The following is a 26,192-nucleotide window of genomic DNA, read 5'->3' as shown; positions in this document are numbered from 1 at the left end:
GCCGGAACGGTACCGGCGGAAGGGCCCGCGGGGGACGACGTTGCGCGGGCCCTTCCGGTTACCTCGGGAGCGGGCTTGAATGACGAAGTTGCATGGGGTTTTCCGCCGCGGGTCAGCTTAATTGCGGATGATGGTGAACGTGCTCGTCTGGTTCTCGATGTCCCGGTAGTTGTTGCTGAACTGCAGGTTGGTGAACGTCGCCGAGCCGACGGCCGGGCCCTGCCCCGCCTCGGGCATCGGGTTGGCCCAGATGCCGAAGCCGGACTTGGCGTCGTACTGATCGCCGGAGCGGACGGCGCCGCTGATCGTGACGTTGGTGAACGTGGTGTCCTTGATCGGGTACTGCGGCGAGGTGGGCGACGTGTAGTTGGTCTGGAACATGATCCCGGAGTAGGTCGGGTCGACGATGTCGACGTTGCTGACCCGGATGCCCTGGAAGACCTTCGACGCGCTGAAGACCCAGATCGCCGGGAAGGTCTGCGCACCCCAGAAGTGGCCGCCGGCCCGGACGATCGAGATGTTGTCGAACACCGTCGGCGGGCTGGCGCCGAAGCCGTTCATCGGATATCCGAAGTCCAGGCTGCTGATCGTGATGCCCGAGTAGACCAGCGTGTCGGCGATGTAGATGTTTTTGAACGTGTTGGCATAGCCGCCGTAGACGGCGACGCCGGCCGCCCGCCAGGTCAGGATCGATGTGAGGTTGGAGTAGGTGTTGTTGATCTCGTCGGCGCCGCCCGCGTCGATCGCCGAGAACAGCGCGAAGCTGTCGTCGCCGGTGGCCCGGGCCTCGTTGTTGTCGACCAGGTTGCCGGTGCTGCCGTTGGTCATGTTGATGCCGTCGGCGAACGTGTTCCGGATGCGCGAGTTCTTGATCACCATGTTGTCGGTGTTCGCGCCCCAGTACAGGCAGACCACGTGCTCGGCCCAGATGTTGTCGATGGTGATGCCGCTGACGTTGGCGAAGTCGAAGACCTTGCCGGGGCCGTCGATGCGGATCGTGTAGTTGCCGAAGTATGCGAAGTTCTTGAACGTGGAGCCGTTCGCGCCGGCGTCGGCCCGGAAGCCGGCGTCGGTCTCGGTCTGGGTGGATGGGGTGAAGAAGCGGGTGTACCACGGGCCCGCGCCGGTCACCACGATCGGCCGGCCGTACACCTGCAGCTTGCTGGAGACCTGGTAGTCGCCGGCCGGCAGGTAGACGCCGAGCTTGGTGGTGTCCTGCCGGGCCGTGTCCAGCGCGTTCTGCACCGACTGCTGGTCGAAGCCGGTCGGCACGACGTACTTCGACGGATCGGGGCTGGCCAGCGCCGCGACCTGCTCCAGGTTGACGAAGTCGATCGCGATGGTGCCCGGGTTACCGGAATCCTTCTGCAGGCGCAGCGTGCTGCCGGCCGGGAACGACCCGGTCAGCAGGGTGTTCGCCTCGTCGTAGATGTGCCGCGGGCCGGAGCCCGAGTTCTGCGGCGCGGTCTCGTTGCCGTACAGCCACGCGTACTTGGAGGTGAGCGGCAGCGTCTTGACGAGGTTGCCGTTCACGTACACGTTGACCGAGCTGGTGGTGCCGTCCGGGATAGAGAACCGGGCGACGATCGTGTTGGTGGCCGCGCGGGTGGTCCACTGCACGTACGCGCCGGTCTGGTTGAGCGTGACGGCCTTGCGCCCGGACGCCTCGCCGGCCAGGTCGCCGACCGTCCGGTTGGGACCGACGATCGCCGCACCGCCGCCGAGCGAGCCGTCCTCCGCCTCATACATGTCGTAAGGCATATTGGCCCCACGACCGACGAAGAACGGTTTGTCCGACGTGTTGTTCGCCTGCTTCACGGCCAGCTCGTTGGCGTCGACCGCGACAACGGTACGAACCGTATATTTCCCATTTGCGGCGGTCCACGTACCCAGTGACAGCGCCGGCGATGAGGCGCCGGCCGCCAAAACCCCGGTGTATGAGCCGGTCAGGGTCTTGATCACCGAAGACCCGCTCAAAACCGACAAAGTTACACCGTGCGCGCCGGAAGCCGACGCCGCCGAGCCCTGGTTCTTGATGGTCACCGAGAAGGTGACCGTGTTGCCGGCCGACGGGTTGCCCGGCGACCAGGAGACCACCGAGGCGACCAGGTCCGAGCTGGAGACCGGGGTGACGATCAAGGACGAGGACGACGTGTACGAATTGTTCGCCTCGTTCAGCTCGACGACGGTGTTCGACTCGTCGACCTTGGCGGTCAGCGCGTAGGTGCCGGCGTCCCGGGCGCCGATGTTCACCGAGACGGTGGCCGAGGCTCCGGCCGCCAGCGCCGCCACGGACGCGGTGCCGACCTTGGTCGTACCCAAATAGAAGTTGACGTTGGTTGCGCCCGACGCTGCCGTGCCGCCGTTGCGAATCGTGGCCGAGAGCGTCACCGCGTCGGTCTCGACCGGCGCGGCCGGGGTGGACGTGATGCCGGTGACGGTGAGGTCCGGGTTGGGCGCGGCGACGCCGATCACCTGCAGCTCGGCGACCTGACCGCTGGGCGCGCCGGTGTTCGCGGTGAAGGAGAGCCGCAGGTCCGCGGCGGTCCCGCTGACCGGGATGGTCACCGTGTTGCCCGAGGCCGGATTGAACGTGTACGAGGCCGAGCCGACCAGCGTCGTGAACGCGCTCGAGCTCTGCTCCCGGCCGAGGATCGAGAACGTCTGCTGCCGGGTGCCCCACGCGCCGTCCGGGTTCAGCTTGACCACGACCTGCTGCAGCGACGCGTTCGCGCCCAGCCGCACGGTCAGGGTCGACGGGTATCCGCTGCCCTCCCAGTACGTGGCGGTGTTGTTGTCGTTGGCGTTGGCGGGCACGAACGTGTACGTGTACCCGGACGCCTCGATCGGCCGGTTCAGCGCCAGGTTGGTCCCGGTAACGCCGCTGCCGGCCCGGGTGACCGTGTTGCTGGGCGCCGACGCGTTGCCGGCCGCGTCCTTGGCGGTGACGTAGTAGGCGACGGTCGCGGTGTCCGGCTGGTTGTCGGTGTAGGTCAGCACGCCCGCGCCGACGCTGGTGCGCAGCATCCCGTTGGCGAACACGTCGTAGCCGGTGACCCCGACGTTGTCGGTCGCGGCCGACCAGGTGAGCCGGATCTGCCCGCTCGCCGGCTGGGTGTAGGCGAGGTTGCCGGGCGCGCTGGGCGCCTGCGTGTCGCCGGTGGCGGGGCCGTAGACCTCCAGCTCGGACAGCTGGCCGGCGGGCCAGCCGGTGTTGCCGGTGAAGGTCAGCCGCACGAAGTGCGCGGTGGCCGCGGTGAAGTCGATGGTGACGGCGTTGCCGGTGGCGGGATTGAACGTGTAGCCCGCCGACGGCTTGATGGTGCTGAACGACGAGCCGTCGCCGGAGACCGAGACGGACAGGGTCTGGGTTCGGGTGGCCCAGGCCGTGGCCGGTGGCAGCTTGAGGACGACCTGGTTGACCGGCACGGCGGACCCGAGGTCGACCTGCAACCATTGCGGGAAGGCGTTGTTGCGGCTCTCCCAGTAGGTGTTCGGGTTGCCGTCGCCGGCGTTGCCGGCCGGATAGACGTCGGTGTAGCTGCTGGCGGCGAAGGCCTTGCCGACGGCGAGGTTGGGGCCGGCGGCGAGGGCGGGGGTGGGTGCGACGAGGACGGCGGCCACGACTCCCGCCGCGGCAGCCGCGGCGAGCAGTCGTCTTCTGAGTCGAGGCATGGCGGGGAGCGAGCCTTTCTTCCGTGAAAGCCCCCGGGGAAGGTGCTTTCCTCCTGTTAGCCCTTCATGCGCAGCCAGACGGCGGTGTCCGGGGGGAGGCGGTCACCGTCGAGCGGGCCGCTGGCGAGCAGGCAGGTCTCGTGGTCCGGCAGCGGGACGGGGCCGCCGGACATGTTGACGACGCAGGCGAAGTCCGCGCCGCGGGTGAAGGCCAAGACCTGGGGATGCAGGTCGAGCCAGGTCATCTCGGGGTGGCGAGGACCGGGGCGCCGCCGGATCGCCTCCCGGTACAGCTCGAGCATCGAGCTGGGGTCGCCGGTCTGCGCCTGGACGGTGCGGTCCTTCCACTCGGCGGGCTGGGGCAGCCACGGTTTTCCGGTGCTGAAGCCGAACGGGGGCTCGTCGCCGCTCCACGGCAGCGGCACCCGGCAGCCGTCCCGGCTGTGCCCCCGCCGCTCCCACATCGGGTCCTGGTACTGATCGGGCGGGATGTTCTCGTTCTCCCAGAGGCCGAGCTCCTCGCCCTGGTAGATGTAGGTGGCCCCGGGCAGCGACAGGGACAGCAGCGCCGCGGCCCGGGCGCGGCGGGTGCCGAGCTCGAGGTCGACCGGGGTGCCGTCGAGGTTGTTGTCGAAGCTGAACGTGGTGTCGGCGCGGCCGTACCGGGTGACGTGCCGGGTGACGTCGTGGTTGGAGAGCACCCAGGTGGCCGGGGCGCCGATCGCGGCGTGCGCCCCGACGGTGACGTCGATGCACTCCCGCATCAGGGCGGCGTCCCAGGCGCAGCCGAGGAAGAGGAAGTTGAAGGCCTGATGCAGCTCGTCCGGCCGCAGATAGTTGGCGAACCGCTCGACCTCGGGCATCCAGACCTCGCCGATCAGGGCCCGATCTCCCGGGTACGAGTCGGCGACCCGTCGCCAGGCCCGGTAGACGTCGTGCACCTCGTCCAGGTCGTGGAACGGATGCGGCTGCCCCTCGACGACCGGCGGCAGCGAGCGGTCCTTGAAGAGCAGCGCCGCGGAATCGATGCGAATCCCGTCCACCCCGCGGTCGAACCAGAAGCGCAGAATGCTCTCGAACTCGGCGCGGACGTCGGGGTGATCCCAATTGAGGTCCGGTTGCTCGGGCGTGAACAAATGCAAATACCAAAGGCCATCCGGCGTACGGGTCCAGGTGGTGCCGCCGAACTCCCCTCGCCAGTCCGTCGGCATCTCGTCGCCGTTCTCGCCGCGGCCCGGGCGGAACCAGAAGTAGTCGCGTTCGGGTGCGGCCGGGTCGGCCAGGGCCGCCCGGAACCACGGGTGCGCGCTGCTGATGTGGTTCGGGACGATGTCGACGATCATCCGGATGCCGGCCGCGTGCGCCTCCTCGATCAGCGCCTCGGCCTTGGCGAGCGAGCCGAAGGCCGGGTCGATGTCGCGGAAGTCGGCCACGTCGTAGCCGGCGTCGGCCATCGGCGACGGGTACCAGGGGCTCATCCAGATCGCGTCGATGCCGAGGTCGCGCAGGTGCCCCAGGCGGGCGCGGATGCCGTCGATGTCCCCGACGCCGTCGCCGTCCGCGTCGGCGAAGCTGCGCGGGTACACCTGGTAGATAACCGCGCTCTTCCACCACGGACTACTGTCTGTTGTGGACACAGGCACCAACTTTCTGCATGGTCGACCAAGCCCGGGGTCGCCGGACCAGAGATGTGCGGATGTGCGCGTCAGCCCTTGAGGCTGCCGGCGGTGAGGCCCGACATGATGTTGCGCTGGAAGATCAGGAAGATGATCACGGTCGGGATCGCGGCGATGACCGAGGCGGCGACGACCACGTTCATCGGGGTGCCGCCGGAGAAGGCGTAGATGCCGACGCTGAGCGTGCGCGTCTCCGGCGACGGCATGACCAGCTTCGGCCAGAGGAAGTCTTTCCAGACGTAGGTGACCGCGAAGATCGAGACCACCCCGAGGATCGGCCGCGACATCGGCAGGATCACCGACCACAGCGTGCGCAGCGGGGACGCGCCGTCCACCATGGCCGCGGCGATCAGATCCTCGGGGATCGAGTCGAAGAACCGCTTCAGCAGGAAGATGTTGAACGCGTTGGCGACCAGCGGCAGCCAGATCGCCCAGGGCGAGTCGAGCAGGCTCGCGTGCACGAACGGCAGGTCGATCGCGGTCACGTACTGCGGGACGATCACCACCATCGCCGGGATCATCAGCGTCGCCAGCATCAGCGCGAGGACGACGTTGCCGAAGATCGGGCGGAGCTTGGAGAGCGCGTACGCCGCCGCGGTGTCGAACACCAGCTGGAAGAAGACCGCGCCGATCGCGTAGTAGAACGTGTTGAACATCAGCTTCGCGAGGTTGAGGTTGTTCCACGCGTTCGCGTAATTCGCCGTCTGCGGGTCCTCGGGCCACAGCGTGGGTGGGGTCTGCGCGATCTCCTGGCCGCTCTTGAGCGCGCCGGTGACCATCCAGTACAGCGGCCCGATGAAGGCCAGGGTGAAGACGACGATGACGGCGACGAGAATCGTCCAGTAGAGGAACTTGCCTCGCCCGCGCCGGAGCTGGGCCTGCGAGATGAGGGTCCGTGACATCTCAGTCCTGCTTCGTGGTCAGCCGCACGTACACGGCGGAGAAGGCGGCCAGCACCAGCAGCATGATCACGCCGAGCGCCGCCGCGCCGTTCAGGTCGTTCTGGAAGAAGCCGTGCTGGTAGATGAGGTACGCCACCGAGGTCGCCGAGTCCTGGGTGCCGGCCCCGTTGGCCAGGATCAGCGGCTCGATGAAGACCTGCATGGTGGCAACGATCTGCAGCATCGCCAGCAACGCGAGGATCAGCCGGGTCTGCGGGATCGTCACGTTCCAGATCCGGCGCAGCAGGCCGGCGCCGTCCAGCTCGGCCGCCTCGTACAGCTCGCCCGGGATGTTCTGCAGGGCGGCCAGGTAGATCAGCACCGCGGCGCCCATGTTCATCCAGGTCGACGCGATCACCATGGCCGGCATGGTGGCGGTCGGCGACTGCATCCACTCCGACGTGGGCAGGTGGAGGAACTTGAGGATCGCGTTGAACAGGCCGGCGTCGCTCGGGTCGTACGCGTAGTACTTGAACAGGAACAGCGCCGAGGCCGGCGGCAGCATCACCGGCAGGTACACCAGGATGCGCAGGTAGCCCTTGCCGTGCCGGAGCTCGTTGAGCAGGATCGCCACCACGAACGGGACGGCGTAGCCGAGGATGAGCGCGAGGAACGTGAAATAGAACGTGTTCTTCCAGGCGGTCCAGAAGCTCGGGTCCTGTACGATCCGCACGAAGTTGTCGAAGCCCACCCAGGTGGTCTCGCCGCGCCTGGTGTGCTGGAAGCTCATCACGATGCCGCGGATCATCGGGAACCATTGGAACAGGGCGAAGCAGAAGATCGCCCCGATCAGGAACGCGTAGCCGGTCAGGTTGTCCCGCAGCCTGCGGCCGCGGCGCGTCCGCGCGGTCTTCGGTCCCGCGTAGACCCGCGGCCGCCGGCCGGTCTCCGGGGCGCTGATCATCGTCGCCAAGGGAACTCCCGCTTTCCGCAAGGGGGTGGGGGGGCTCGCGCCCCCGCATCTCATCCGATCAGCCGTTCGAGGCCAGGAGCTGGTTGGTCTTGGTCTCGGCCGTCTTCAGCAGCTCGTCGACGCTGGCGTTGGGGTTGGTCAGCACCCCGGACATCGCGCTGTCGAGCACCGCGTAGATCGCCTGGGCGTTGGCCGGCTCACCCTTGATCGGCACCGGAGTGGCCTCGAAGAGCGCGAAGTTCTCGCTCGGCACGTTCTGGTTGGCCTTGCGGGCGTCGAGCTCCTGCTTCTGCGCGTCGCTGCCGTTGGCGAACAGCAGCGGCTGGGGCAGGCCCACCGGCTGGTTCTGCGGCTTGGCCCGGGCGTAGTCGAACTGGCCCTTGCCCGGGGTCAGCTTCTCGAAGGCGATCCACTTGAGACCGGCCTTGACCTGCTCGGGGGTGAGGTCCTTGCGGAAGAAGTAGCCCTCGCCGCCGCCCAGCGTGCCCTTGGCCGCGCCGTCCTGGCCGGGCATCGGGGCCATCGCCCACTCGTCGTACTTGCCCTGGAACTGCTGGACGATCGCGGTGGTGGCGTCGGGCGCGCCGACGAACATGCCGACCTTGCCGGCGGCGGCGTTGGTCAGCAGGTCGGCCCACTGCAAGAGCTGGCGGCTGCCCATGCTGTTGTCGCCGTACCGCATGTCCTTGAGGTTCTGCAGGACCTGCTTGCCCTGCGCGTTGTTGAAGTCGGCCTTCTTGTTGTCGGCGGTGAGGATCTGGCCGCCCTGCGAGTACAGCTCGGCGGTGAAGTGCCAGCCGCCGGTGTTGCCCGCGCTGTATTCCGAGTACCCCGCGATGCCGCCGCCGAGGGCGGAGATCTTCTTGGCCGCGGCGCGGACCTCGGGCCAGGTCTTGGGCGGATTGGCGATGTCCAGCCCGGCCTTGGTGAACAGGGTCTTGTTGTAGAGCAGGCCCATCGAGTAGTTCTTCGTCGGGATGGCGTAGATCTTGCCGTTGTCGGTGAAGACCTCCTTGAGCGCCGGGTCGATGCTGTCCCAGGTCGGGATGTTGTCCTTGGTCGCGTACTGGGTGATGTCCATCGCCTGGCCGGAGTCCAGCACCTGCTGGAGGTCGGTCATGTACCCGTAGAAGACGTCGGTCATCGTGCCGCCGGTGAGGCGGGCCGTGAAGTCCGGCGGGTTGTTGCACTGCTGGCCGACGCTGACGCTCTTGATCGTGACGTCGGGGTTCTGCTTCTCGAACTCGGCGACGTCCGCGTTCCAGTTCGCCAGCAGGTCCTTCTGGGAGCCGTCGGGCTGGCAGTCGACCGTGATGACGGTCTTGCCGGCCGCGTCCTTGCCCGAGTCGTCACTGCCCTTGGTGGAACACGCCGCGATGCTGAATCCCAGGCCGGCCGCGAGGGCGATCGCCGCGGCCCTCTTGTACTGCGGTACGGACATCGGTCCATCCCTTCGGGAACGAAAAGTATCGGAGAACTGCGCTGAGCTGCGGTGTCGTCGCTGCGCGAGGCCCGGTGTGACGGGGGTCTCGTCGCCGTGTTTCGTGGAGGTGACGATACAAAGTCAAACGGCTCGCCGCAAGAAGGCGACTGCATGAAGAAAAAACGCGACGCGCGGGTAAAAACCCGGGAACGACGAAGGGCGGGCCGACGGCCCGCCCTTCGTTAAGGAATATTGCCTGGTCAGCCCGCCGGGGCCGGCGCGGTCGACCCGCGCACCACCAGTTCCGGCTCGAACAGCAACTCGTCGGCGGCCACCCCGCTGCCCTCGATCTGGTTGACGAGCAGGTCCACGGCCGCCTGGCCCATCATCTCGATGGGCTGCCGCACCGTGGTCAGCGGCGGGTCGGTGCAGGTCATCAGCGCGGAGTCGTCAAAGCCGACGACCGAGATGTCCCGCGGCACGTCGAGGCCGAGACGGCGGGCGGCGCGGATCGAGCCGAGCGCGAGCACGTCGGAGGCGCAGATCATGCCGGTCACGCCGCGCTCGATCAGGCGGGCCGCGGCCAGCCGGGCGCTCTCCATCGAGAAGTTGGTGCGCTCGACGTGCCAGTCGCCGGCCGCGATCTTTTCCAGGCCGGCCAGCTTGCGGCGCGACGGCACGTGGTCCTCGGGGCCCATCACCATGCCGATGCGCTGGTGGCCCAGCGACTTGAGATGGCCGTACGCCTGCTCGACGGCCACCGCGTCGTCGGTCGAGATGTGCGGGAAGCCCAGGTCGTCGACGCCGGCGTTGACCATCACGACCGGCATGCGGCGGTCGGTCAGCGCGCGGTAGTGGCTGTGCTCGGCGCCGGCCAGCGCGTACGACCCGCCGGCGAAGACCACCCCGGAGACCTGATGGTCGAGCAGCATCTCGATGTAGTCGCGCTCGGGGACGCCACCGATCGTGCGGGCCGCCAGCAGCGGGGTGAAGCCGCGCTGCGCCAGCGAGGCGGTCACCACCTCGGCCAGCGCCGGGAAGATCGGGTTTTGCAGCTCGGGCAGCACCAGGCCGACCAGCCGGCCGCGCTCGCCGCGCAGCTTGGTGGGCCGCTCGTACCCCAGGACATCGAGCGCGGTGAGCACGGACGCGCGGGTCGCCTCGGAGACGCCGCTGCGCCCGTTGAGCACCCGGCTGACCGTGGCCTCGCTGACGCCGGCCTTCTTGGCCACCTCGGCCAGACGTTTGGTCACGGCGGAATCCTACGTCAGCTCCTTGCAAATTTCGAACCTCTACTTGCAGCGGAACCCGTACCCGACGGCTGTCCTTGCAGATCACGTCAAAAGAGCGAGCCGGGACGTTACCGGACGGCCCCGGCGCGAAGCTGGGAGAATCCGGACATGGCCCGGAAGACGAAGACCATCACCGCCTGCCCGTGCGGCCGCGGTTTCCCGTACGCGGAATGCTGCGCCCCCGCGCACCGGGGGCACGCGCCGGCCACCGCCGAGGCGCTGATGCGGTCGCGGTACTCGGCGTTCGCGCTGGACGACGACGAGTACGTGCTGCGCTCCTGGCACCCCGACACCCGGCCGGCCACGATCGAGAACGACCCGCATCTGCGCTGGGTGGGTCTCGACATCCTGGAGTCCACCGGCGGCGGCATGTTCGACGCCGAGGGCGTGGTCGAGTTCCGGGCGCACTACCGCGACCACGGCAAGCCGGGCGACATGGTCGAGCGCAGTCGCTTCGTCCGCCACGACGGCCAGTGGGTGTACTGGGGCCCGATCCTCGCCGACGGCTCGCTCGCCACCATCTGACCGCCCCGTTCGCCGTTGCCGGGCCGGCATGGCAAGTGTCTTCGACGGTTCGGTCCGACCCGGCCGGAGCTTCGGCGTAACCCTTCGGATCGACCCCGTCACTCGGTGCGGACCGCCCGGCATATGCTGCGGGATTCGGGCGACCGTTCGTCGAGCGAGGTTGATGTGACCCGGACCGGAAACCTACCGGCGGAATTGTCGAGCTTTGTGAACCGGGGCAATGAGCGCGCCGCGCTGAAGCGGCTGCTCACCGCGTCCCGGCTGGTCACCGTCACCGGGGTCGCGGGCGTCGGCAAGACGCGTACGGTGCTGCGGGTCGCCGCCGAGGTGCAGCGGGCCTTCCCCGACGGGGTCTGGCTCGCCGACCTGGCCCCGCTCCCCCAGGCCGATCTGGTCGCCGAGGCCGTCGCGCTGGCGGTCGGGCTGCGCGACCAGTCGACCCGGCCGCAGGCCGACACCCTGGCGGAATACCTGGCGAACCAACACCTGCTGCTGGTGCTGGACAACTGCGAGCACCTCGCCGAGTCGTGCGCGCGCCTGGTCGACTCGCTGCTGCGCGCGGCGCCGGCCCTGCGGGTGCTGGTGACCAGCCGGCAGCCGCTCGTGGTGCAGGGCGAGCACGTCTTCCCGCTGCTGCCGCTGCCGCCGGCCGGCGCCGCGGTCACCCTGTTCACCGAGCGGGCCCGCGCCGCCTCGCCGACCTTCGCGCTGACCGACGACAACCGGGACGAGGTGGCCCGGCTCTGCCGCGGCCTCGACGGCATCCCGCTCGCCATCGAGCTCGCGGCGGTGCGGGCCCGGGCGCTGCCCGTACGGCAGATCGCCGAGCTCCTCGAGGGCCGGATGGCCGACCGGTTCGCGCTGCTCAGCGGCGGCGTGGTGGCCGGCCGGCACGAGTCGCTGCGCACCGCGATCGACTGGAGCCACGGCCTGTGCACCGCGGCCGAGAGCCTGCTCTGGGCCCGCGTCTCGGTCTTCGCCGGCGACTTCGACCTGGCCGCCGTGCGGGAGGTGTGCGACGGCGACCTCGAGGTGCTGGCCGCTCTGGTCGACAAGTCGATCCTGCTCGGCGACGGCGGCCGGTACCGGCTGCTGGACACCATCCGCGAATACGGGCTCGAGCTGCTGCGCGCGACCGGCGAGGAAGAGCTGTTCCGCGGCCGGCACCGCGACTTCTACCTGCGGCTCGCCCGGCAGTTCGACGCCGAGTGGTGCGGCCCCGGCCAGGTCGACTGGTACCGCCGGCTGAGCCGGGAACACGCGAACCTGCGAGCGGCGCTCGACTTCCACCTCACCGACGCGACCGGCCTCGAACTGGCCGGGTCGCTGTTGTTCTTCTGGATCGCCTGTGGGCACGCGCGGGAGGGCCGGCACTACCTCGACCGGATGCTCGCGGTCGAGCATCCGGTGAGTCCGGCGCTGGCCCGGGCGTTGTTCGTGAGCGCGTGGGTCGCCACGATGCAGGGCGACATGCCGACCGTCGCGGAGCGGATCGAACAATGCCGGCCGCACGCGGACACCGCCATCGCCGGCTGGCTCGGGTACCTCGCGAGCATCTGCGCCCTCTTCGAGGGCGACACCGGCCGAGCCCTGGCGATCGCCGAGGAGGCGGCCCGGCTGCACCGCTCCGGCGGCGACCCGGGCACCGGCCTGCTCGTGGCGTTGGCCGGGCAAGGCATCGCGCTCGCCTTCGCCGGCCAGTTCGACCGCGAGATCGCCGTCACCGAACAGGTCCGGACGCTGTCCGGCCGGTACCGCGAGCGGTGGATGCGCTCGTACGCCGACTACCTGCGCGCGCTCGCCGAGATGGGCCGCGGCGACCCCGTCGCCGCGGTCAGCTACGGCCGGGACGCGCTGCGCTTCAAGCGGCAGCTCGGCGACAGCTCGGGCTGCGCCATGGCGATCGACGTGCTGGCCACCGCGGCCGCCGCGCTGGGCGACGCCCTGCGGGCGGCCCGCCTGCTCGGCGTCGCCCACCGGATGTGGGAGGCCGTGGGCAAGCCGCAACTCGGCGCCCCCGACCTGGTCGCCACCCGGGTCGCGGTCGAGAAGCAGGCCCGGGCGACGGCCGGCGACGACGGCTTCGACGCCGCCTACGCCGAGGGGCTCGGGCTCGAGCCGGAGGCGGGGATCGACTACGCGCTCGGCGAGCCACCGCGGGCCGGCGCGGCGCCCAGCACATCGGGGGCGGCCGGCTGGGCGCCGCTGACCCGGCGCGAGCGCGAGGTCGCCGCGCTCGTGGCCGAGGGCCTGACCAATCAGCAGATCGCCGACCGGCTGGTGATCGGGCGGCGCACCGCGAACACGCACGTCGAGCACATCCTCACCAAGCTCGACTTCACGTCCCGCGCCCAGATCGCCGCATGGGCCGCGCATCAGGGCGCTGCGTGACCGGCTCCCTCCGCTCGGGGCGGCGGGTGGAAACCACGAACAGCTCGTCCAGGCCGAGCACGTCGAGGATCCAGCGGGTGGTCTGCGGCGCCTGGCTGATGGTCAGCGCGCAGTCCGCCGCGGCCGCGTCGAAGTGCAGGTCGTAGAGGACCCGCACGCCCGACACGTCGATGAAGTCGAGCCGGTTGAGGTCGAGCCGGATCATGCTGGGCCGCTCCAGCACGAGCGTCTCGCGCACCCGCCGCGCCAGATCGTCCGCCGTGTAGATGTCGAGCTCTCCCGACACCGTCAGGCGCACCGCGCCCGGCCCGGCCGGTTCCGACTCCACGCGCAAGGGTCGCACCCCACTCATCCGCGCTCCCAGCTCCGACAACTTGTCTGAAGGCATCGTCGCGAACGAGCCGCCCCAGGCGAATCGGTCAGATGACCGATTCGCGGGGCGAAACGCGCTCCGCCGCGGCCCGGTCGCGGTTCAGGCGTGCGAGCGGATCCAGCCGGTGCAGGTCTTGTCCACCTTGGCGAACCCGATCCCGTACGCGTCGTGGGCCGCGACATCGTAGGTCTCGCTGTGAACCAGCACCTCGCGCACGAAGCGGAACATCTTGTCCCGGCCGTAGACCGTCGCCATGCAGTCCACCGCGAAATGGCTCAGCCCGTAGTAGGCGTCGCCGGCCCGCACCGAGGCGTTGGCCCCCGGGTCCTTCGGGATCATCGTGGCCGGCCGCTTGCGGGCGATCTGCCAGCGCACGCTGGACCGGCGCATGCTCCCCGCCGCCGGCCGGGGCGACCAGCCGATGTACTCGGCGACGCCTTCGGCCAGCCACTTGTCGCGCGCACGGCTGCCCTGGGCGCCGTACAGGGTGATGACGTGGCCGAACTCGTGCTGCAGCGTCACTTGCGTCTCGGTGACGGTGTGCAACGACCGCACCCGGAGCACGACGTCGAAGCCGTACTGGTTGATCGGCACCGACATGCCGACCACCCATTTGGTGTCGTCCCCGCCGTACCACCGGTGCCACTGTTTCTCGCCGGCCAGGAAGACGCGGAAGCGTTTCTGCTCGGCGTGCAGCGTGGCGGCGAAGGGGTCGTTGGTGGCGGCCGCCTTCTCGGCCAGCGGCAGCACCTGGGCCAGGTATTTCGTCTCGCTGGGCTCGGCCGCGACGGTGACCCGCGAGCCTTGCGACACCACCAACGTGCCGTCTTCCCAGGGCGCCGGGTCGAACTCCTCCGGAGCCGGATCGGCGGCGACGCCGACGATCAGCCAGTGGCCGCCGATCTCCTTCATGGTCAGCGCCTGCCGGACGCGCGGCGGATCGACGCCGCCGCCGCCGCAGGTGTCCGTGCCGTAGCAGTAGTACATGTCGACCGGAATGACCAGCGCGGACGGGTCCTTCCGGTCCGCCTTGCCGATGCTCGGCGTGTATTCGACCTGGGTGCTGCCGAGCGCGCGCAGGGTCCGGAAGACGTTGCGGTAGCGCGCTTGCAGCTTCGGCTGACCGGGGTCGACCGCGGCCATCCACTTGGCCTCGTTTCCCTCCGCCACCGCGCCGGCCTGCCACTGCAGGGCCCAGGCGGCCTGGTCCCCCGGGGCGGTGGCGGTCGGCTGCGGCGGGTAGAGCGGACCGCCGGGAACGGGGGTGGGCGCGGACGCGGAAGCGAGCGGGTGGGCGGAGGGCGGCGCGGCCGACACGGCCGCGCGCCCGGTGAAGATCCGCGGCAGGGCCACCGCCGCCACGGCGCCGATCAGCACGAGTACGGCGACGCCCGCGACCGCCCGGCGTCGCCGGCGCCGAGGTACGGGCTCCGCCTCTGCCGGTGCCGGCAGAGGCGGAAACTCCGGTGACTCCGGAACGGACCCGTTCTCGTCCTCAGGCATGGCGTCCCCGTTTCCCGCGCCGTCGATCATGGCGCACGGACGATACACGCGCATCGCATCGAGCGGATAGGACGGTCAGGCGGTTGCCTTCGCGGCCTTCTCGACGACCCGGGTCACCGCCTTGGGGTCGGAGATCAGGCCGAGGTGGCCGGCATTGAAGTAGGAGATGTCGGAGCCCGCGCGCCGGGCCATCGTGCGCTCGACCGAGGGCGGGATGATCAGGTCCTTGGTGCCGATCAGGTACCAGGAGCGGATGGTCTTCCAGGCCGGGACGCCGGACGGCTCGCCCAGGGCGCCGATGGTGGCCGGGCGCTGGGTGGCGGCCAGGATGCGCGCGTCGCGGGCCGGGAGGCCGTTGGCGAACGAGGTCAGGAACGTCGGGGTCTTCAGGTAGAGATCGGTCGCCGGCGTGGGCGGCAGGGTCGGCGGGATCAGCGTGAAGACGGTGGTGGGGTCGGGCACGGAGAGCGCGGAGTCGGGGCCGGCCAGCGTGGTGGCGTCCTCGCCCTGGTCGGGGGCGAACGCGTCGATGTAGACCAGGGCCCGGACGTTGTGCAGGCCGGTCGCGGCGTTGGTGATGACCGCGCCGCCGTACGAGTGTCCAACCAGGACTATCGGGCCGGGGATGGTCTGCAGGTAGGCGCGGACGTTGGCTGCGTCGCCGGAGAGCGAGCGCAGCTCGTTGGGGATGGCGGCCACCGGGTAGCCGTCGTCCTGCAGCCTTCGCACCACGCCGTTCCAGCCGGAGGAGTCGGCCCAGGCGCCGTGCACCAGCACGACGGTGGGTTTCGCGCCGTGCGAACCGGAGGCGAAGGCCGGCATCCGGACGGCGGCGAAGGCGGTGAGCAGGACGGCGGCGAGCGCGCCCACGGTCAGGCGGCGCTTGAAGGATCGGGACATGGGTGTGGCTCCTTCTCGGTGAGATGGTCGTTCGAGAAGCAGGACCGGCGACCGTACGTGGATGTGACGTCACCCACGAATTCCCGTGCCAAGCTGGATTCCCAGCAGAATGACGCCGTGGGCCCGTGATCGACCGAACAGGAGTGACGGGTGACAACGAGCCAGGGGGATCTGGACGATGCCGTAGCGATCTTCACGAGCGTGCGACCGCGCCTGTTCGGGATCGCCTACCGCATGTTGAGCAGCGCCGCCGAGGCCGAGGACCTGCTGCAGGAGGTCTGGGTGCGGTGGCAGACGACGGACCGGTCGGTGGTGGTCAATCCGGGCGCGTTCCTGGCCACCGCGACGACCCGGATGGCGATCAACGCGCTGCGGTCGGCGCGGGTGCGGCGCGAGTCGTACGTCGGGCCGTGGCTGCCCGAGCCGGTGGACACCAGCGCCGACCCGTACCTGGGCGCCGAGCGCGGGGAGGCGCTCGAGTTCGCCACGCTGATGCTGATGGAGAAGCTCAGCGCGAACGAGCGGGCGGCCTACGTGCTCCGGGAGGCCTTCGATTACCCGTACGATCAAATCGCCCAGATCTTGAATTCCACCGAGCCCGCGGTGCGGCAATTGGTCTCCCGCGCCCGCCGGCACGTCACCGAGGAGCGGCACGCTCCGGTGGCGGCGGACGCCCAGCGCGAATTGCTGGACGCCTTCATCGCGGCGGCCCGCACCGGCCAGGTGTCCGCGCTCGAGCAGTTGTTCGCGACCGGGGTGACCAGCTTCTCCGACGGCAACGGGCGGGTCCGCGTCGCGCGCACGCCGATCGTCGGGACCGAGCGGGTGACGAAGTTCCTGGCCGCGATCTCCACCTGGTTCTGGGCGGACGTCGACCTGCGGTTCGTGAGCGTCAACGGGCAGACGTCCGTCGTCGTCCACCACGGCGGGGCCGTGCGATGCGTGTTCACGATCGGCGCTTCGGCCGGGGGGATCGACCACGTTCTGTGGATGTTCAACCCCGACAAGATTGGGGCAATATCGTCACGTGCCGCATGACGATCTCGTACGCAGGTTCGCGGAGGCCTGCCGTGTCGGTGACACCGAGGGCCTGCGCGCCATCCTCGATCCCGACGCCTCCGCCGTCTGCGACAGCGGCGGGACGCTCCCGGCGCTGGGCCCGATCCGCGGCGCCGACGACGTGGCCAGCCTCGCGATGGCGCTGCTGGGCGGGCGGCCCGGCACCGAGCTGACCACCGAGGCGGTCAACGGCCGGGCCGGGCTGGCGCTGCGCCGCACCGGGCAGGCGCTCGCGGTGACCGCGCTCGACACGTCCAGCGCGGGCGTCATCGCCCTCTGGATCATCGTGAACCCGGAGAAGCTGCGGTCATGGCAGCCGTGATCGGCACGTCGAGCCGCTCGGCGAGCTCTGCGAACGAGATGCCGAACGTCTCCCGCACCACCACCGCGTCCGGGTTGATCAGGAAGGTCGCCAGGTCGGTGTAGATCCGGTTCACGCAGCCCACGCCGGTCAGCGGGTAGGTGCACTCCGGGACCAGCTTCGGCGTGCCGTCCTTGGCGAACAGCGTCATCATCACGAAGATGCGCCGGGCGCCGATCGCGAGATCCATCGCCCCGCCCACGGCCGGGATGGCGTCGGGCGCGCCCGTGTGCCAGTTGGCCAGGTCGCCCCGCGCCGAGACCTGGAACGCCCCGAGCACGCACACGTCGAGGTGGCCGCCGCGCATCATCGCGAACGAGTCGGCGTGGTGGAAGTACGCCGAACCCGGCAGCTCGGTCACCGGGATCTTCCCCGCGTTGATCAGGTCGGGGTCGATGTCGTCGCCGGTGGCGGCCGGACCCATGTTGAGCATGCCGTTCTCGGTGTGCAGCACCACGCCCGAGTCGGCCGGCAGGTGGTCGGCCACCAGCGTCGGCTGGCCGATCCCGAGGTTCACGTACGCGCCGCGCGGAATGTCCCGGGCGATCCGCGCCGCGATTTGATTCTTGTCGAGGCTCATGCCCGTACCACCCGGTCCACGTAGATGCTGGGAGTCACGACCGCCTCCGGGTCGAGCGCGCCGGTCTCGACGATCTCGCTCACCTGGGCCACCACGAGCCCGGCCGCGGTCGCCATCACCGGCCCGAAGTTCCGCGCGGTCTTGCGGTAGACGAGGTTGCCCATCCGGTCCGAGCGGTACGCCCCGATCAGCGCCACGTCCCCGCGGATCGGATACTCCAGGACGTAGGTGCGCCCGTCGATCTCGCGGGTCTCCTTGCCCTCGGTCAGCGGGGTGCCCACGCCGGTCGGCGAGAAGAACGCCCCGATGCCCGCGCCCGCCGCGCGCATCCGCTCGGCCAGGTTGCCCTGCGGCACCACCTCGAGCTCGATCTTGCCGGCCCGGTAGAGCCCGTCGAAGACCCACGAGTCGGTCTGCCGCGGGAACGAGCAGATCACCTTGCGGACGCGTCCCTTGGCCAGCAGCGCCGCGAGGCCGGTGTCCCCGTTGCCGGCGTTGTTGGAGACCACGGTGAGATCCTTCGCGCCCTGCTCGATCAGCGCGTCCACGAGCCGCACCGGCATGCCGGCCATCCCGAAGCCGCCGACCAGCACGGTCGACCCGTCCTCGACCCCGGCGACCGCCTCGGCCGCGGTCTCGCAGATCCGCGCGGTCATGCCACGTTCTCCAGCACCACGGCCAGCGCCTGGCCCACGCCGATGCAGATCGCCGCGACTCCCCACCGCTCGCCCGAAGCACGCAGCCGCTCCGCGAGCGTGCCGAGGATCCGGCCGCCCGACGCGCCCAGCGGATGCCCGATCGCGATCGCGCCGCCCTTGGCGTTGACGATCGCCGGGTCGATGCCCCAGGCGTCCACGCAGGCGACCGACTGCACCGCGAACGCCTCGTTCAGCTCGACCGCGGCGACCTCGGCCCAGGTGATGCCGGCCCGCTTCAGCGCCCGGTCGGCCGCCTCGACCGGCGCGTACCCGAACATCGGCGGCTTGACTGCCGACACCCCGCGCCCGGCGATCCGCGCGACCGGCGCGCTGCCGATCCGCTGCGCGGCGTCCGCCGAGCCGAGCAGCACCGCGGACGCGCCGTCGTTCAGCGGCGAGGCGTTGCCCGCCGTGATCGTGCCGGTCGGGCGGAACGACGGCTTCAGCCCGGCCAGCTTCGCCGGCGTGGACCCCGGCCGGATCCCCTCGTCCCGGGCCAGGTCGACGCCCGGCACCGGCACCACCAGCGGGTCGTAGAAGCCGGCCGTCCAGGCCGCGTCGGCCAGGTTGTGCGAGCGGGCCGCGAACTCGTCCTGCCGCTCCCGGGAGATCCCGAACTTCTCGCCGAGCAGCTCGTTGGCCTCGCCCAGCGAGACCGTCCACTCCTTCGGCATGTTCTCGTTGACCAGCCGCCAGCCCAGCGTGGTCGACACCGCCGTGACATTTCCGGCCGGGAAGGCGCGCGACGGCTTCGGCAGCACCCACGGCGCCCGCGTCATCGACTCGACGCCGCCGGTCAGCACCACCTCGGCGTCGCCGGTCTCGATCGCCCGCGACCCGATCATCGCCGCGTCGAGCGAAGAGCCGCAGAGCCGGTTCACCGTCGTGGCCGGCACCTCCACCGGCAGCCCCGCCAGCAGCACGGCCATGCGCCCGACGTTCCGGTTGTCCTCGCCGGCCTGGTTGGCGCACCCCCACACCACGTCGCCGATCGCCGCCGGATCCAGCCCCGGCGTCTTGCCGAGCGCTCCCCGGATGGCGATCGCGGCCAGGTCGTCGGGACGCACTTCGGCGAGGGCGCCCCCGAACCGGCCGAACGGCGTGCGGACGGCGGCGTAGAGAAAGGCGGAGTTCACGACTCCCAACCTACGACCCGCGCCCCGATGATCAAACAGATCGCCAACGCCTACAGATTGTAGGTATCGGCGGATCGCCGAACGAGGGCCGCACCCCGGCGGTACGCAGCGATTTGTACCGATCTACGTGCAGGGTTTTCCCTACGGTTCCCCTTCGGCTCTTGTCCATCGTGGTGGGTGGTGACGAGGATGCGCGGGCGCGAGCGGTCATCGGACCGTAGCGCACCGTAGCGAAGGAGGGGCAATGGGGCCTCGTCTCGTCGCCGTGGCCGCCACGGCGATCGCGTTGCTTGTCTCGCCGGTCGCGGCGTCGGCGTCCGCGCCGGGGAACGGCGGCCGGCCGATGCCGTATCGGCATCTCAAGGACCTCGCGGCCGAGCGGGCCTCGCAGGTCGGCACGCTGGCGGCCGAAGAGGACGAGGGCGAGGACCCGGACGAGATCGCCGAGCAGGCCGAGCAGTGGGCGGAGGCCCGCTCGGCCCCGGGCATCGTCGCGCCCGGGGCCTACTCGGCGGCCTGGCGGCAACAGCAGAGCCTGCCGCACTCGCCGGGGCGCTGGACGCCGCTGACGAACCTGCCGTACAACTCCGACGACCCGCGCTATCGGGACATCGAGAGCAACTCCTCGGGCGGGGCCGGGCTGGTGACCGGCCGGGTCACCGGGCTGGCCGCCGACAACGACGGGTACGTCTACGCCGGCGCGGCCAACGGCGGGGTGTGGCGCTCCGCCCGCGGCGGCGGCCACTGGCAGCCGATCTCGGACCGGCTGCCGTCACCGTCCACCGGCGACCTGCGGCTGGACCCGCGCGGGCGGCTCTGGTACGCGACCGGCGAGGCCAACACCAGCGCCACCTCGTTCGTCGGGACCGGCGTGTACGTGCTGGCCCACCCGCGCGGCGGCACGTTCGGGCCGGGCGACCGGGTCGGCGGCACCGAGCTGGAGAGCACGATCATCCGGAAGCTCCGCTTCATCGGGGACACGGTGTGGGCGGCCACCAACCATGGCGCGTACACGCATTCGCTGCGCAACCTGCACGGACCGTGGAAGCTCGAGTTCGCCCCGAATCCGGACTTCCTGCCCGGCGGCGCGAGCGCGGCCGATCCCGACGCGCCGTACAAGAACATCGTCAACGACTTCGCGGCCGACAAGGCCGGCCGGTCGGGCCACACCCGGGTAATCATCGCGGCCGGGTGGCGCAGCGGCGACACGTACAACGGCTTCTATGTCCAAAATGCCGGGAGCTGGCAGCGGACGACGCTGCCCGGCCTCCCCTCGGGCCCGGGCGACGTCGGCCTGGTGACGTTCGCGGCGGCGGCCGACGGGTCCCGGTACTACGCGATCGAGCAGTCGCCGACCCAGCTGGCCACCAACCCGGACAGCGCCCTGCAGGGCATCTACGCCTCCCGCTCGGGCTCGCCGTTCGGGCCGTGGACGCTCGGCGCCGACTACCGGGAGCTGGCCGAATCCGGCTCCGCGCTGACCGATCCGGGCTACATGCCGGGCATCCAGGCCTGGTACAACCAGTTCCTGCAGGTCGACCCGGGCAATCGCGACCACGTCTGGGCCGGCCTCGAGGAGGTCTTCGAGTCGACCGACGGCGCGGCCAGCTGGACCACGCCCGGGCCGTACTGGAACTTCGGCTTCCCCTGCTGGAGCATCGACCCCGCGAAGCAGACCGGCGACTGCCATCAGACCGTGCACCCCGACCAGCACTCGGTGGCTGTCGGCCGCGACCACGGCCGGCCCTACCTGGTGGTCGGCGACGACGGCGGGATGTACCGGCGGCCGGTCCGCGGGCACGCCGACGCCGACGGGCACGCCACCGACTGGACCTCGCTGAACGACGGCACCATCGACGTGCTGCAGTACTACTCGGTGGACGCCGGCCGGGACCGGCACGGCCTCGCGATCTCCGGTGGCCTGCAGGACAACGGCCAGTCGATCCGGCGGCCCGGCGACCGCACGATGGGCTCCAACTTCGGCGGGGACGGCGGCGACACCATCGTCGACCCGGCCAACGGGTGCAACATCGCCCAGGAGTACGTCTACCTGGACATCTGGGTGACCAACAACTGCGCGGTCAACGACGGCTCGTGGGTCGAAGACCCGGCCCTGGCCACCAGCTACGAGGTGGCGCCGCCGGACGCCGAGACCGGCGCGGCGCGGTTCATCGCCCCGATCAACCAGGACCCGGCGAACAGCCGCACCTGGGTGTCGGGCGGCCAGCACGTCTGGCTCAACACGGCCGGCTATGCGATCCGCGACGGCGAGCAGTGGGTCAACCTCGCCGACCTGGGCGAGGGCCATGTGGCCACGGCCGTGGCGACGTCCGGCGGTTACGTGTACGCCGGCTGGTGCGGCCCCTGCAACAACCAGGGCTTCGCCCGGGGCATCGCGGTCGGCCGCACCGACGGCACCGGCTGGCACCAGCTGACGCTGCCGGTCGACGGCGACGTGCCGAACCGGTACGTCTCCGGCTTCGACATCGACCGGGCCGACCCGCGGCACGTGCTGGTCGCGATCAACGGCTTCTCCCGGAAGTGGACCGAGGGTCCGGGCGCGGGCGTCGGCCACCTCTTCGAGTCCCGCGACGCCGGCGAGCATTGGACGGATATTTCCGGCAACCTGCCGGACGTCCCGGCCAACTCGGTCAAGCTGCTGCACGGCGGCGCGATCGCGCTCGGCACCGACACCGGCGTCTTCTATCGCCCGGCGCACAGCACGAAGTGGCAGGTGCTCGGCAAGGGTCTGCCGACCACCACGACGCTCCAGCTCAGGACCGACCCCAACGGCCGGCTGATGGCCGCCACCCACGGCCGCGGCCTCTGGGCCCTCCGGTAGCGCGCTTTGCTCTGCTCACTGTGGGGAAGCGCGGACTGCCGAGCCGCGCTTCCTGCGAGTGAGCAGAGCAAAGGGGCCGAAAGTCAGGATGCCTTCCAGACGTCCTGGTTCGCCTCGTACATCTCGCGGAGGATCGCCGGCACGTCGTACGTGAGCTTCCACTCGGGGTAGTGCTGCTCGAAGCGTGACGTGCTGGAGATCCACCACTGATGGTCGCCGACCCGGTTCTGCTCGACGTAGTCGGTGCGGGCCTCCAGGCCGGTGATCTCCGACGCGATCTGGAACGCCTCGAGGTGACTGCAGTTCGAGAAGCGTCCGCCACCCATGTTGTAGACCTCGGCGACGCGCGGCGCCTTGTGGAACGCCTCGAACGCCGACACCAGGTCGTGCGAGTGGATGGCGTCGCGCACCATTTTGCCCTTGTAGCCGTAGATGTGGTAAACGCGCTGTTCCATCACGCAGCGCATCACGTACGCCAGGAAGCCGTGCAGCTCGGCGGCCGAGTGACCGGGCCCGGTGAGTGTGCCGCCGCGGAACACCGCGGTGGGCATGTCGAAGTAGCGACCGTACTCCTGGACCATCACGTCGGCGGCGACCTTCGACGCGCCGAAGACCGAGTGCAGGCACTGGTCGATCGACATCGTCTCGTCGATGCCGCCGTACCATTTGTGGTCTTCGGGCAGCTCGTATCGGGTCTCGCCCTCGATCAGCGGCAGCGAGTTCGGCAGGTCGCCGTACACCTTGTTGGTCGAGGTGAAGATGAACGGCGCGGCGGGCGCGTGCTGCCGGACCGCCTCGAGCATGTTGAGCGTGCCGACCGCGTTCACGTCGAAGTCGGTGAACGGCTCGCGGGCCGCCCAGTCGTGCGACGGCTGCGCGGCGCAGTGGATGACCAGGCCCACGTTCCTGCCCAGCGCGGCGAACAGCTTGAGCAGGGCGTCGCGGTCGCGGATGTCGATGTCGTGGTGCGTGTACCGCTCTCCGACCTCCTTCGTCAGGCGGTCCAGGTTCCACTTGGTGGACCCGTCCTTGCCGAAGAAGTAGCCGCGCATGTCGTTGTCGATCCCGACGACGTCCATGCCGAGGCCGGCGAAGTGCCGGACCGACTCGGAGCCGATCAGGCCGGCCGAACCGGTGACGACGGCCACACTGCTCATCAAAACCTCCGCGTATTCGGAACGGCCCGAGGCTACAGGGTGTGTGCATCCGGCCCGAAATGGGCACGACATGAATTCGGCACAAGCGATGGCGAGGGTAGGGCGGCCATCCCTGGACGAAGGTGGTCGCGCATGACGGAATCCCTCCCCACCGTGGCAGAAGAAAAGACCGTGGCGGAAGAAAAACCGGCAAAGCCGCTGGACCTCTCGCTCGGCGTCGAGGAAGAGCTGCATGTCGTCGACCTGGCCACCCGCGAGCTGGTGCCGCGTGCCCCGGAGATCCTGGCCGGCCTGGACGGCGACCGCTACTCGGCGGAGCTGCACCGCTCGGTGGTGGAGACGAACACCCCGGTGGCCGCGACGCTGGACGCGCTGCGCGACGGCATCGTGAGGCTGCGGCGCGACGCGATCCGGACGGCCGAGCGGCACGGCCTGGGTCTGGTCGCCGCCGGCACCGTGCCGCTGGTCGACCTGGAGTCGCTGCCGGTGACGCCGACCTCGCGCTACCGGCGGATGCTCGACGACTACCAGCTGCTCGCCCGGGAGCAGCTGATCTGCGGCGCGCAGGTGCACGTCGGCGTGCCGGACCGGGACGAAGCGGTCGCGGTGACCCAGCGTGTCGCGCCGGCGCTGCCGGTCCTGCTCGCGCTGTCGGCCAGCTCGCCGTACTGGATGGGCGAGGACTCCGGCTACGCGAGCGTCCGGTCGCTGGTGTGGATGCGCTGGCCGACCGCGGGCGACCCGGGCGAGCTGCGGTCGGCGGCCGAGCACGACGACCTGGTGGCCGACCTGATCGCCTCGGGCACGATCACTGACCCCAAGATGGTCTATTTCGACGTCCGCCCCTCGGCCCACGTGCCGACGGTCGAGCTGCGGGTGACCGACTCGTGCCCGGACGTGGACACGGTCGTGCTGCTGGCCGGCCTGTTCCGGGCGCTGGTGCTGCGGGCGCGGCAGGAACACCGGGCCGGCTACCCCATCACCCACGTGCGGCCGCCGCTGCACCGGGCGGCGATGTGGCGGGCCGCGCGCTCGGGCCTGGAGGGCGATCTGCTGGATCTGCCGCGGTCGCCGGCGCCGGTCCCGGCCGCGGCGGCGGTCGAGCGGCTGATCGCCGACCTGCGGCCGCAACTGGCCGAGCTGGGCGACTGGGAGCAGGTCTTCGACCTGTCGGTGCGGGCGCTCAGCCGCGGCAGCTCGGCGTCCCGCCAGCGCCGGGCGGTGTCGCGGCGCGGGCGCATCTCCGACGTGGTCGACCTGATCGTGGAGGACACGCGCGGCGGGGCGACGGGCATCGGGCTGGCCGGCCCGGGCGACACCGTCCCGGCGGGCCTCTTCCCGTACGCCGGCAGCGGCGACGAGGCGTTTTCCGGCGGGGACATCGCGCCCGCGTACGCCGGAATTGTCAATGTCCTGGGCGCCCTCGGATCGGCCGGCCTGCGCCGTCGCGAGGACGCCCGGGACGACGAGCAGCGCGCGCGGGGCATTACGTTCAGCGTGGCCGGCGAGGCCGCCACCAGGCTCTTCCCGTTCGATCTGGTGCCGCGCATCGTGCCCGCCGAGGACTGGGGGCGGCTGGGCGCGGGGCTGATCCAGCGGGTCCGGGCCCTGGACCGGTTCGTCAGTGACGTGTACGGCGACCGCACCGTCGTCCGGGACGGGGTCGTCCCCGAGTGGGTGATCGACGGATCGCCGGAGCTGCGGCCCAGCGGCGCGCTGGTCGGCCACGACGGCGTGCGCGCCCAGGTGGCCGGCGTCGACCTGGTGCGCGACGTCGACGGCGCCTGGTGCGTGCTCGAGGACAACCTCCGGGTGCCGTCCGGGATCGGCTACGCGATGCAGAACCGCCGCCTCACCGTCAGTGTGCTTCCCGAGCTGCCGATTCCCGACGGCCTGCTCTCGGTCGAGCCGACCCCGTCGCTGCTGCTGCGGGCGCTGCGCGAGGCGGCCCGCCCGGCGGCCGGCGACGATCCGCGGGTGGTGGTGCTCAGCCAGGGCCCGGAGGACGCGGCCTGGTTCGAGCACCGGATGCTCGCCGAGGAGATGGGCGTGCCGGTGGTCCGCTCGACCGAGCTGTTCGTCGAAGACACCCGCGTGTACCGGATGCGCGACGGTAAACGCTCCCCGGTCGACGTCATCTACCTGCGGATGGGCGAGGACGACGTGATGCACGCGCCCGGCGCGGACGGCATGCCGCTCGGGCCGAGCCTGGTGGCCGCGCTGCACGCGGACACCGTCACGCTGGCCAACGCCCTGGGCAACGGGATCGGCGACGACAAGGCCGTCTACGCGTACGTGCCGCGGCTGATCGAGTACTACCTGGGTGAGAAGCCGCTGCTGGCGGACGTGCCCACCTACCTGTGCGGGATCGCCGAGCAGCGCGCGGAGGTCCTGCGGCGGCTGGACGAGCTGGTCTGCAAGCCGGTCGACGGGTACGGCGGCGACCGCATCGTGATCGGCCCGCACGCGTCGCCCGAGGACCTCTCGGCGGTGCGCCGGCAGATCCTCGCGGCGCCGCGCCGGTGGGTGGCGCAGGAGGTCGTGCGGCTGTCCACGCATCCGGTCTTCGACGGCCACCAGCTCTCCCCGCGGCACGTGGACCTGCGTGCCTTCGTCTTCACCGGGCAGACGTCGTCGGTGGTGGCGCCGGCCGCGCTGACCCGGGTCGCCCCGGCCGGGAGCATGATCGTCAACTCCTCCCGGGGCGGCGGTTCCAAGGACACCTGGTTGCTGTCTTGAGGAGGTCG

Annotated in this window: 19 protein-coding genes; 6 read left to right on the top strand and 13 right to left on the bottom strand. The window is 70.5% G+C overall.

The features are described from left to right. Positions 1-117: 117 nt before the first annotated feature. The 6 genes from ACFQS1_RS15895 to ACFQS1_RS15870 form a co-directional block, all read right to left on the bottom strand. A complete protein-coding gene (locus tag ACFQS1_RS15895; protein WP_378968611.1) occupies positions 118-3,675 on the bottom strand; it encodes a CARDB domain-containing protein in 3,558 nt (1,185 codons plus the stop codon). 56 nt (positions 3,676-3,731) lie between these two features. After that, entirely contained in the window at positions 3,732-5,261 is a 1,530-nt protein-coding gene (locus ACFQS1_RS15890) for a glycoside hydrolase family 13 protein (protein WP_378968609.1), read from the bottom strand. Positions 5,262-5,380: 119 nt separating this feature from the next. Then, entirely contained in the window at positions 5,381-6,253 is an 873-nt protein-coding gene (locus tag ACFQS1_RS15885) for a carbohydrate ABC transporter permease (protein WP_378968607.1), read from the bottom strand. 1 nt (position 6,254) lies between these two features. Beyond that, positions 6,255-7,196, bottom strand: coding sequence for a carbohydrate ABC transporter permease (locus tag ACFQS1_RS15880; RefSeq protein WP_378968605.1), 942 nt, complete (start codon positions 7,194-7,196; stop codon positions 6,255-6,257). A 67-nt stretch (positions 7,197-7,263) separates the two neighbouring features. Then, positions 7,264-8,646, bottom strand: coding sequence for an ABC transporter substrate-binding protein (locus tag ACFQS1_RS15875; RefSeq protein WP_378968603.1), 1,383 nt, complete (start codon positions 8,644-8,646; stop codon positions 7,264-7,266). 242 nt (positions 8,647-8,888) lie between these two features. Further along, positions 8,889-9,881, bottom strand: coding sequence for a LacI family DNA-binding transcriptional regulator (locus ACFQS1_RS15870; protein ID WP_378968600.1), 993 nt, complete (start codon positions 9,879-9,881; stop codon positions 8,889-8,891). Between the two features lie 147 nt (positions 9,882-10,028). Between ACFQS1_RS15870 and ACFQS1_RS15865 the strand changes: the two genes are divergently transcribed. Further along, a complete protein-coding gene (locus ACFQS1_RS15865; RefSeq protein WP_378968597.1) occupies positions 10,029-10,445 on the top strand; it encodes a YchJ family protein in 417 nt (138 codons plus the stop codon). Between the two features lie 207 nt (positions 10,446-10,652). Beyond that, positions 10,653-12,836, top strand: coding sequence for an ATP-binding protein (locus ACFQS1_RS15860; protein WP_378968595.1), 2,184 nt, complete (start codon positions 10,653-10,655; stop codon positions 12,834-12,836). Here the strand turns inward: ACFQS1_RS15860 and ACFQS1_RS15855 are convergent. From ACFQS1_RS15855 to ACFQS1_RS15845, 3 genes are all read right to left on the bottom strand, one after another. Continuing rightward, positions 12,784-13,188, bottom strand: a complete 405-nt coding sequence (locus ACFQS1_RS15855) for an STAS domain-containing protein (RefSeq protein ID WP_378968593.1) — start codon at positions 13,186-13,188, stop codon at positions 12,784-12,786. The genes ACFQS1_RS15860 and ACFQS1_RS15855 overlap by 53 nt on opposite strands. A gap of 120 nt (positions 13,189-13,308) precedes the next feature. Beyond that, positions 13,309-14,712, bottom strand: a complete 1,404-nt coding sequence (locus ACFQS1_RS15850) for a hypothetical protein (RefSeq protein ID WP_378968591.1) — start codon at positions 14,710-14,712, stop codon at positions 13,309-13,311. A 75-nt stretch (positions 14,713-14,787) separates the two neighbouring features. Then, positions 14,788-15,612, bottom strand: a complete 825-nt coding sequence (locus ACFQS1_RS15845; protein ID WP_378968589.1) for an alpha/beta fold hydrolase — start codon at positions 15,610-15,612, stop codon at positions 14,788-14,790. Positions 15,613-15,762: 150 nt separating this feature from the next. Here ACFQS1_RS15845 and sigJ point away from each other — a divergent pair, with 150 nt between their 5' ends. Together sigJ and ACFQS1_RS15835 are read left to right on the top strand one after the other, a co-directional pair. Further along, complete coding sequence (gene sigJ / locus ACFQS1_RS15840) at positions 15,763-16,650, top strand: RNA polymerase sigma factor SigJ (RefSeq protein ID WP_378968587.1); 888 nt, start codon at positions 15,763-15,765, stop codon at positions 16,648-16,650. Continuing rightward, positions 16,640-16,993: a sigma-70 family RNA polymerase sigma factor family protein gene (locus ACFQS1_RS15835; protein ID WP_378968585.1), complete on the top strand. Its 354-nt coding sequence runs from the start codon at positions 16,640-16,642 to the stop codon at positions 16,991-16,993. Before sigJ ends, ACFQS1_RS15835 begins: the two co-directional genes overlap by 11 nt. Here the strand turns inward: ACFQS1_RS15835 and ACFQS1_RS15830 are convergent. Genes ACFQS1_RS15830 through ACFQS1_RS15820 form a run of 3 tightly spaced genes read right to left on the bottom strand, consistent with a single transcriptional unit; the run spans position 16,953 to position 19,446 of the window. Then, positions 16,953-17,612 carry a 3-oxoacid CoA-transferase subunit B gene (locus tag ACFQS1_RS15830; protein WP_378968583.1) on the bottom strand — a complete coding sequence of 220 codons (660 nt, stop codon included), beginning with the start codon at positions 17,610-17,612 and terminating at the stop codon, positions 16,953-16,955. The two genes, ACFQS1_RS15835 and ACFQS1_RS15830, sit on opposite strands and share 41 nt — an antisense overlap. Beyond that, the gene (locus ACFQS1_RS15825) at positions 17,609-18,268 is read right to left on the bottom strand and encodes a 3-oxoacid CoA-transferase subunit A (RefSeq protein ID WP_378968580.1); all 660 of its coding nucleotides are present in this window, start codon (positions 18,266-18,268) and stop codon (positions 17,609-17,611) included. The genes ACFQS1_RS15830 and ACFQS1_RS15825 overlap by 4 nt, the downstream gene beginning before the upstream one ends. After that, positions 18,265-19,446: a thiolase family protein gene (locus ACFQS1_RS15820; protein WP_378968578.1), complete on the bottom strand. Its 1,182-nt coding sequence runs from the start codon at positions 19,444-19,446 to the stop codon at positions 18,265-18,267. The genes ACFQS1_RS15825 and ACFQS1_RS15820 overlap by 4 nt, the downstream gene beginning before the upstream one ends. A 244-nt stretch (positions 19,447-19,690) precedes the next feature. Here ACFQS1_RS15820 and ACFQS1_RS15815 point away from each other — a divergent pair, with 244 nt between their 5' ends. Beyond that, positions 19,691-22,288, top strand: coding sequence for a glycosyl hydrolase (locus ACFQS1_RS15815; protein ID WP_378968576.1), 2,598 nt, complete (start codon positions 19,691-19,693; stop codon positions 22,286-22,288). Positions 22,289-22,371: 83 nt separating this feature from the next. Here the strand turns inward: ACFQS1_RS15815 and ACFQS1_RS15810 are convergent, their stop codons facing one another. Next, positions 22,372-23,445, bottom strand: a complete 1,074-nt coding sequence (locus ACFQS1_RS15810) for an NAD-dependent epimerase/dehydratase family protein (RefSeq protein ID WP_378968574.1) — start codon at positions 23,443-23,445, stop codon at positions 22,372-22,374. 132 nt (positions 23,446-23,577) lie between these two features. On the opposite strand from ACFQS1_RS15810, the gene ACFQS1_RS15805 reads away from it, so the two are divergent. After that, positions 23,578-26,184: a glutamate--cysteine ligase gene (locus ACFQS1_RS15805; RefSeq protein WP_378968571.1), complete on the top strand. Its 2,607-nt coding sequence runs from the start codon at positions 23,578-23,580 to the stop codon at positions 26,182-26,184. Positions 26,185-26,192: the final 8 nt, after the last annotated feature.

The organism is Paractinoplanes rhizophilus, assembly GCF_042664765.1.
In the GTDB taxonomy this organism is placed as follows: domain Bacteria; phylum Actinomycetota; class Actinomycetes; order Mycobacteriales; family Micromonosporaceae; genus Actinoplanes; species Actinoplanes rhizophilus.
This window is presented reverse-complemented; position numbering and strand designations above follow the sequence as displayed.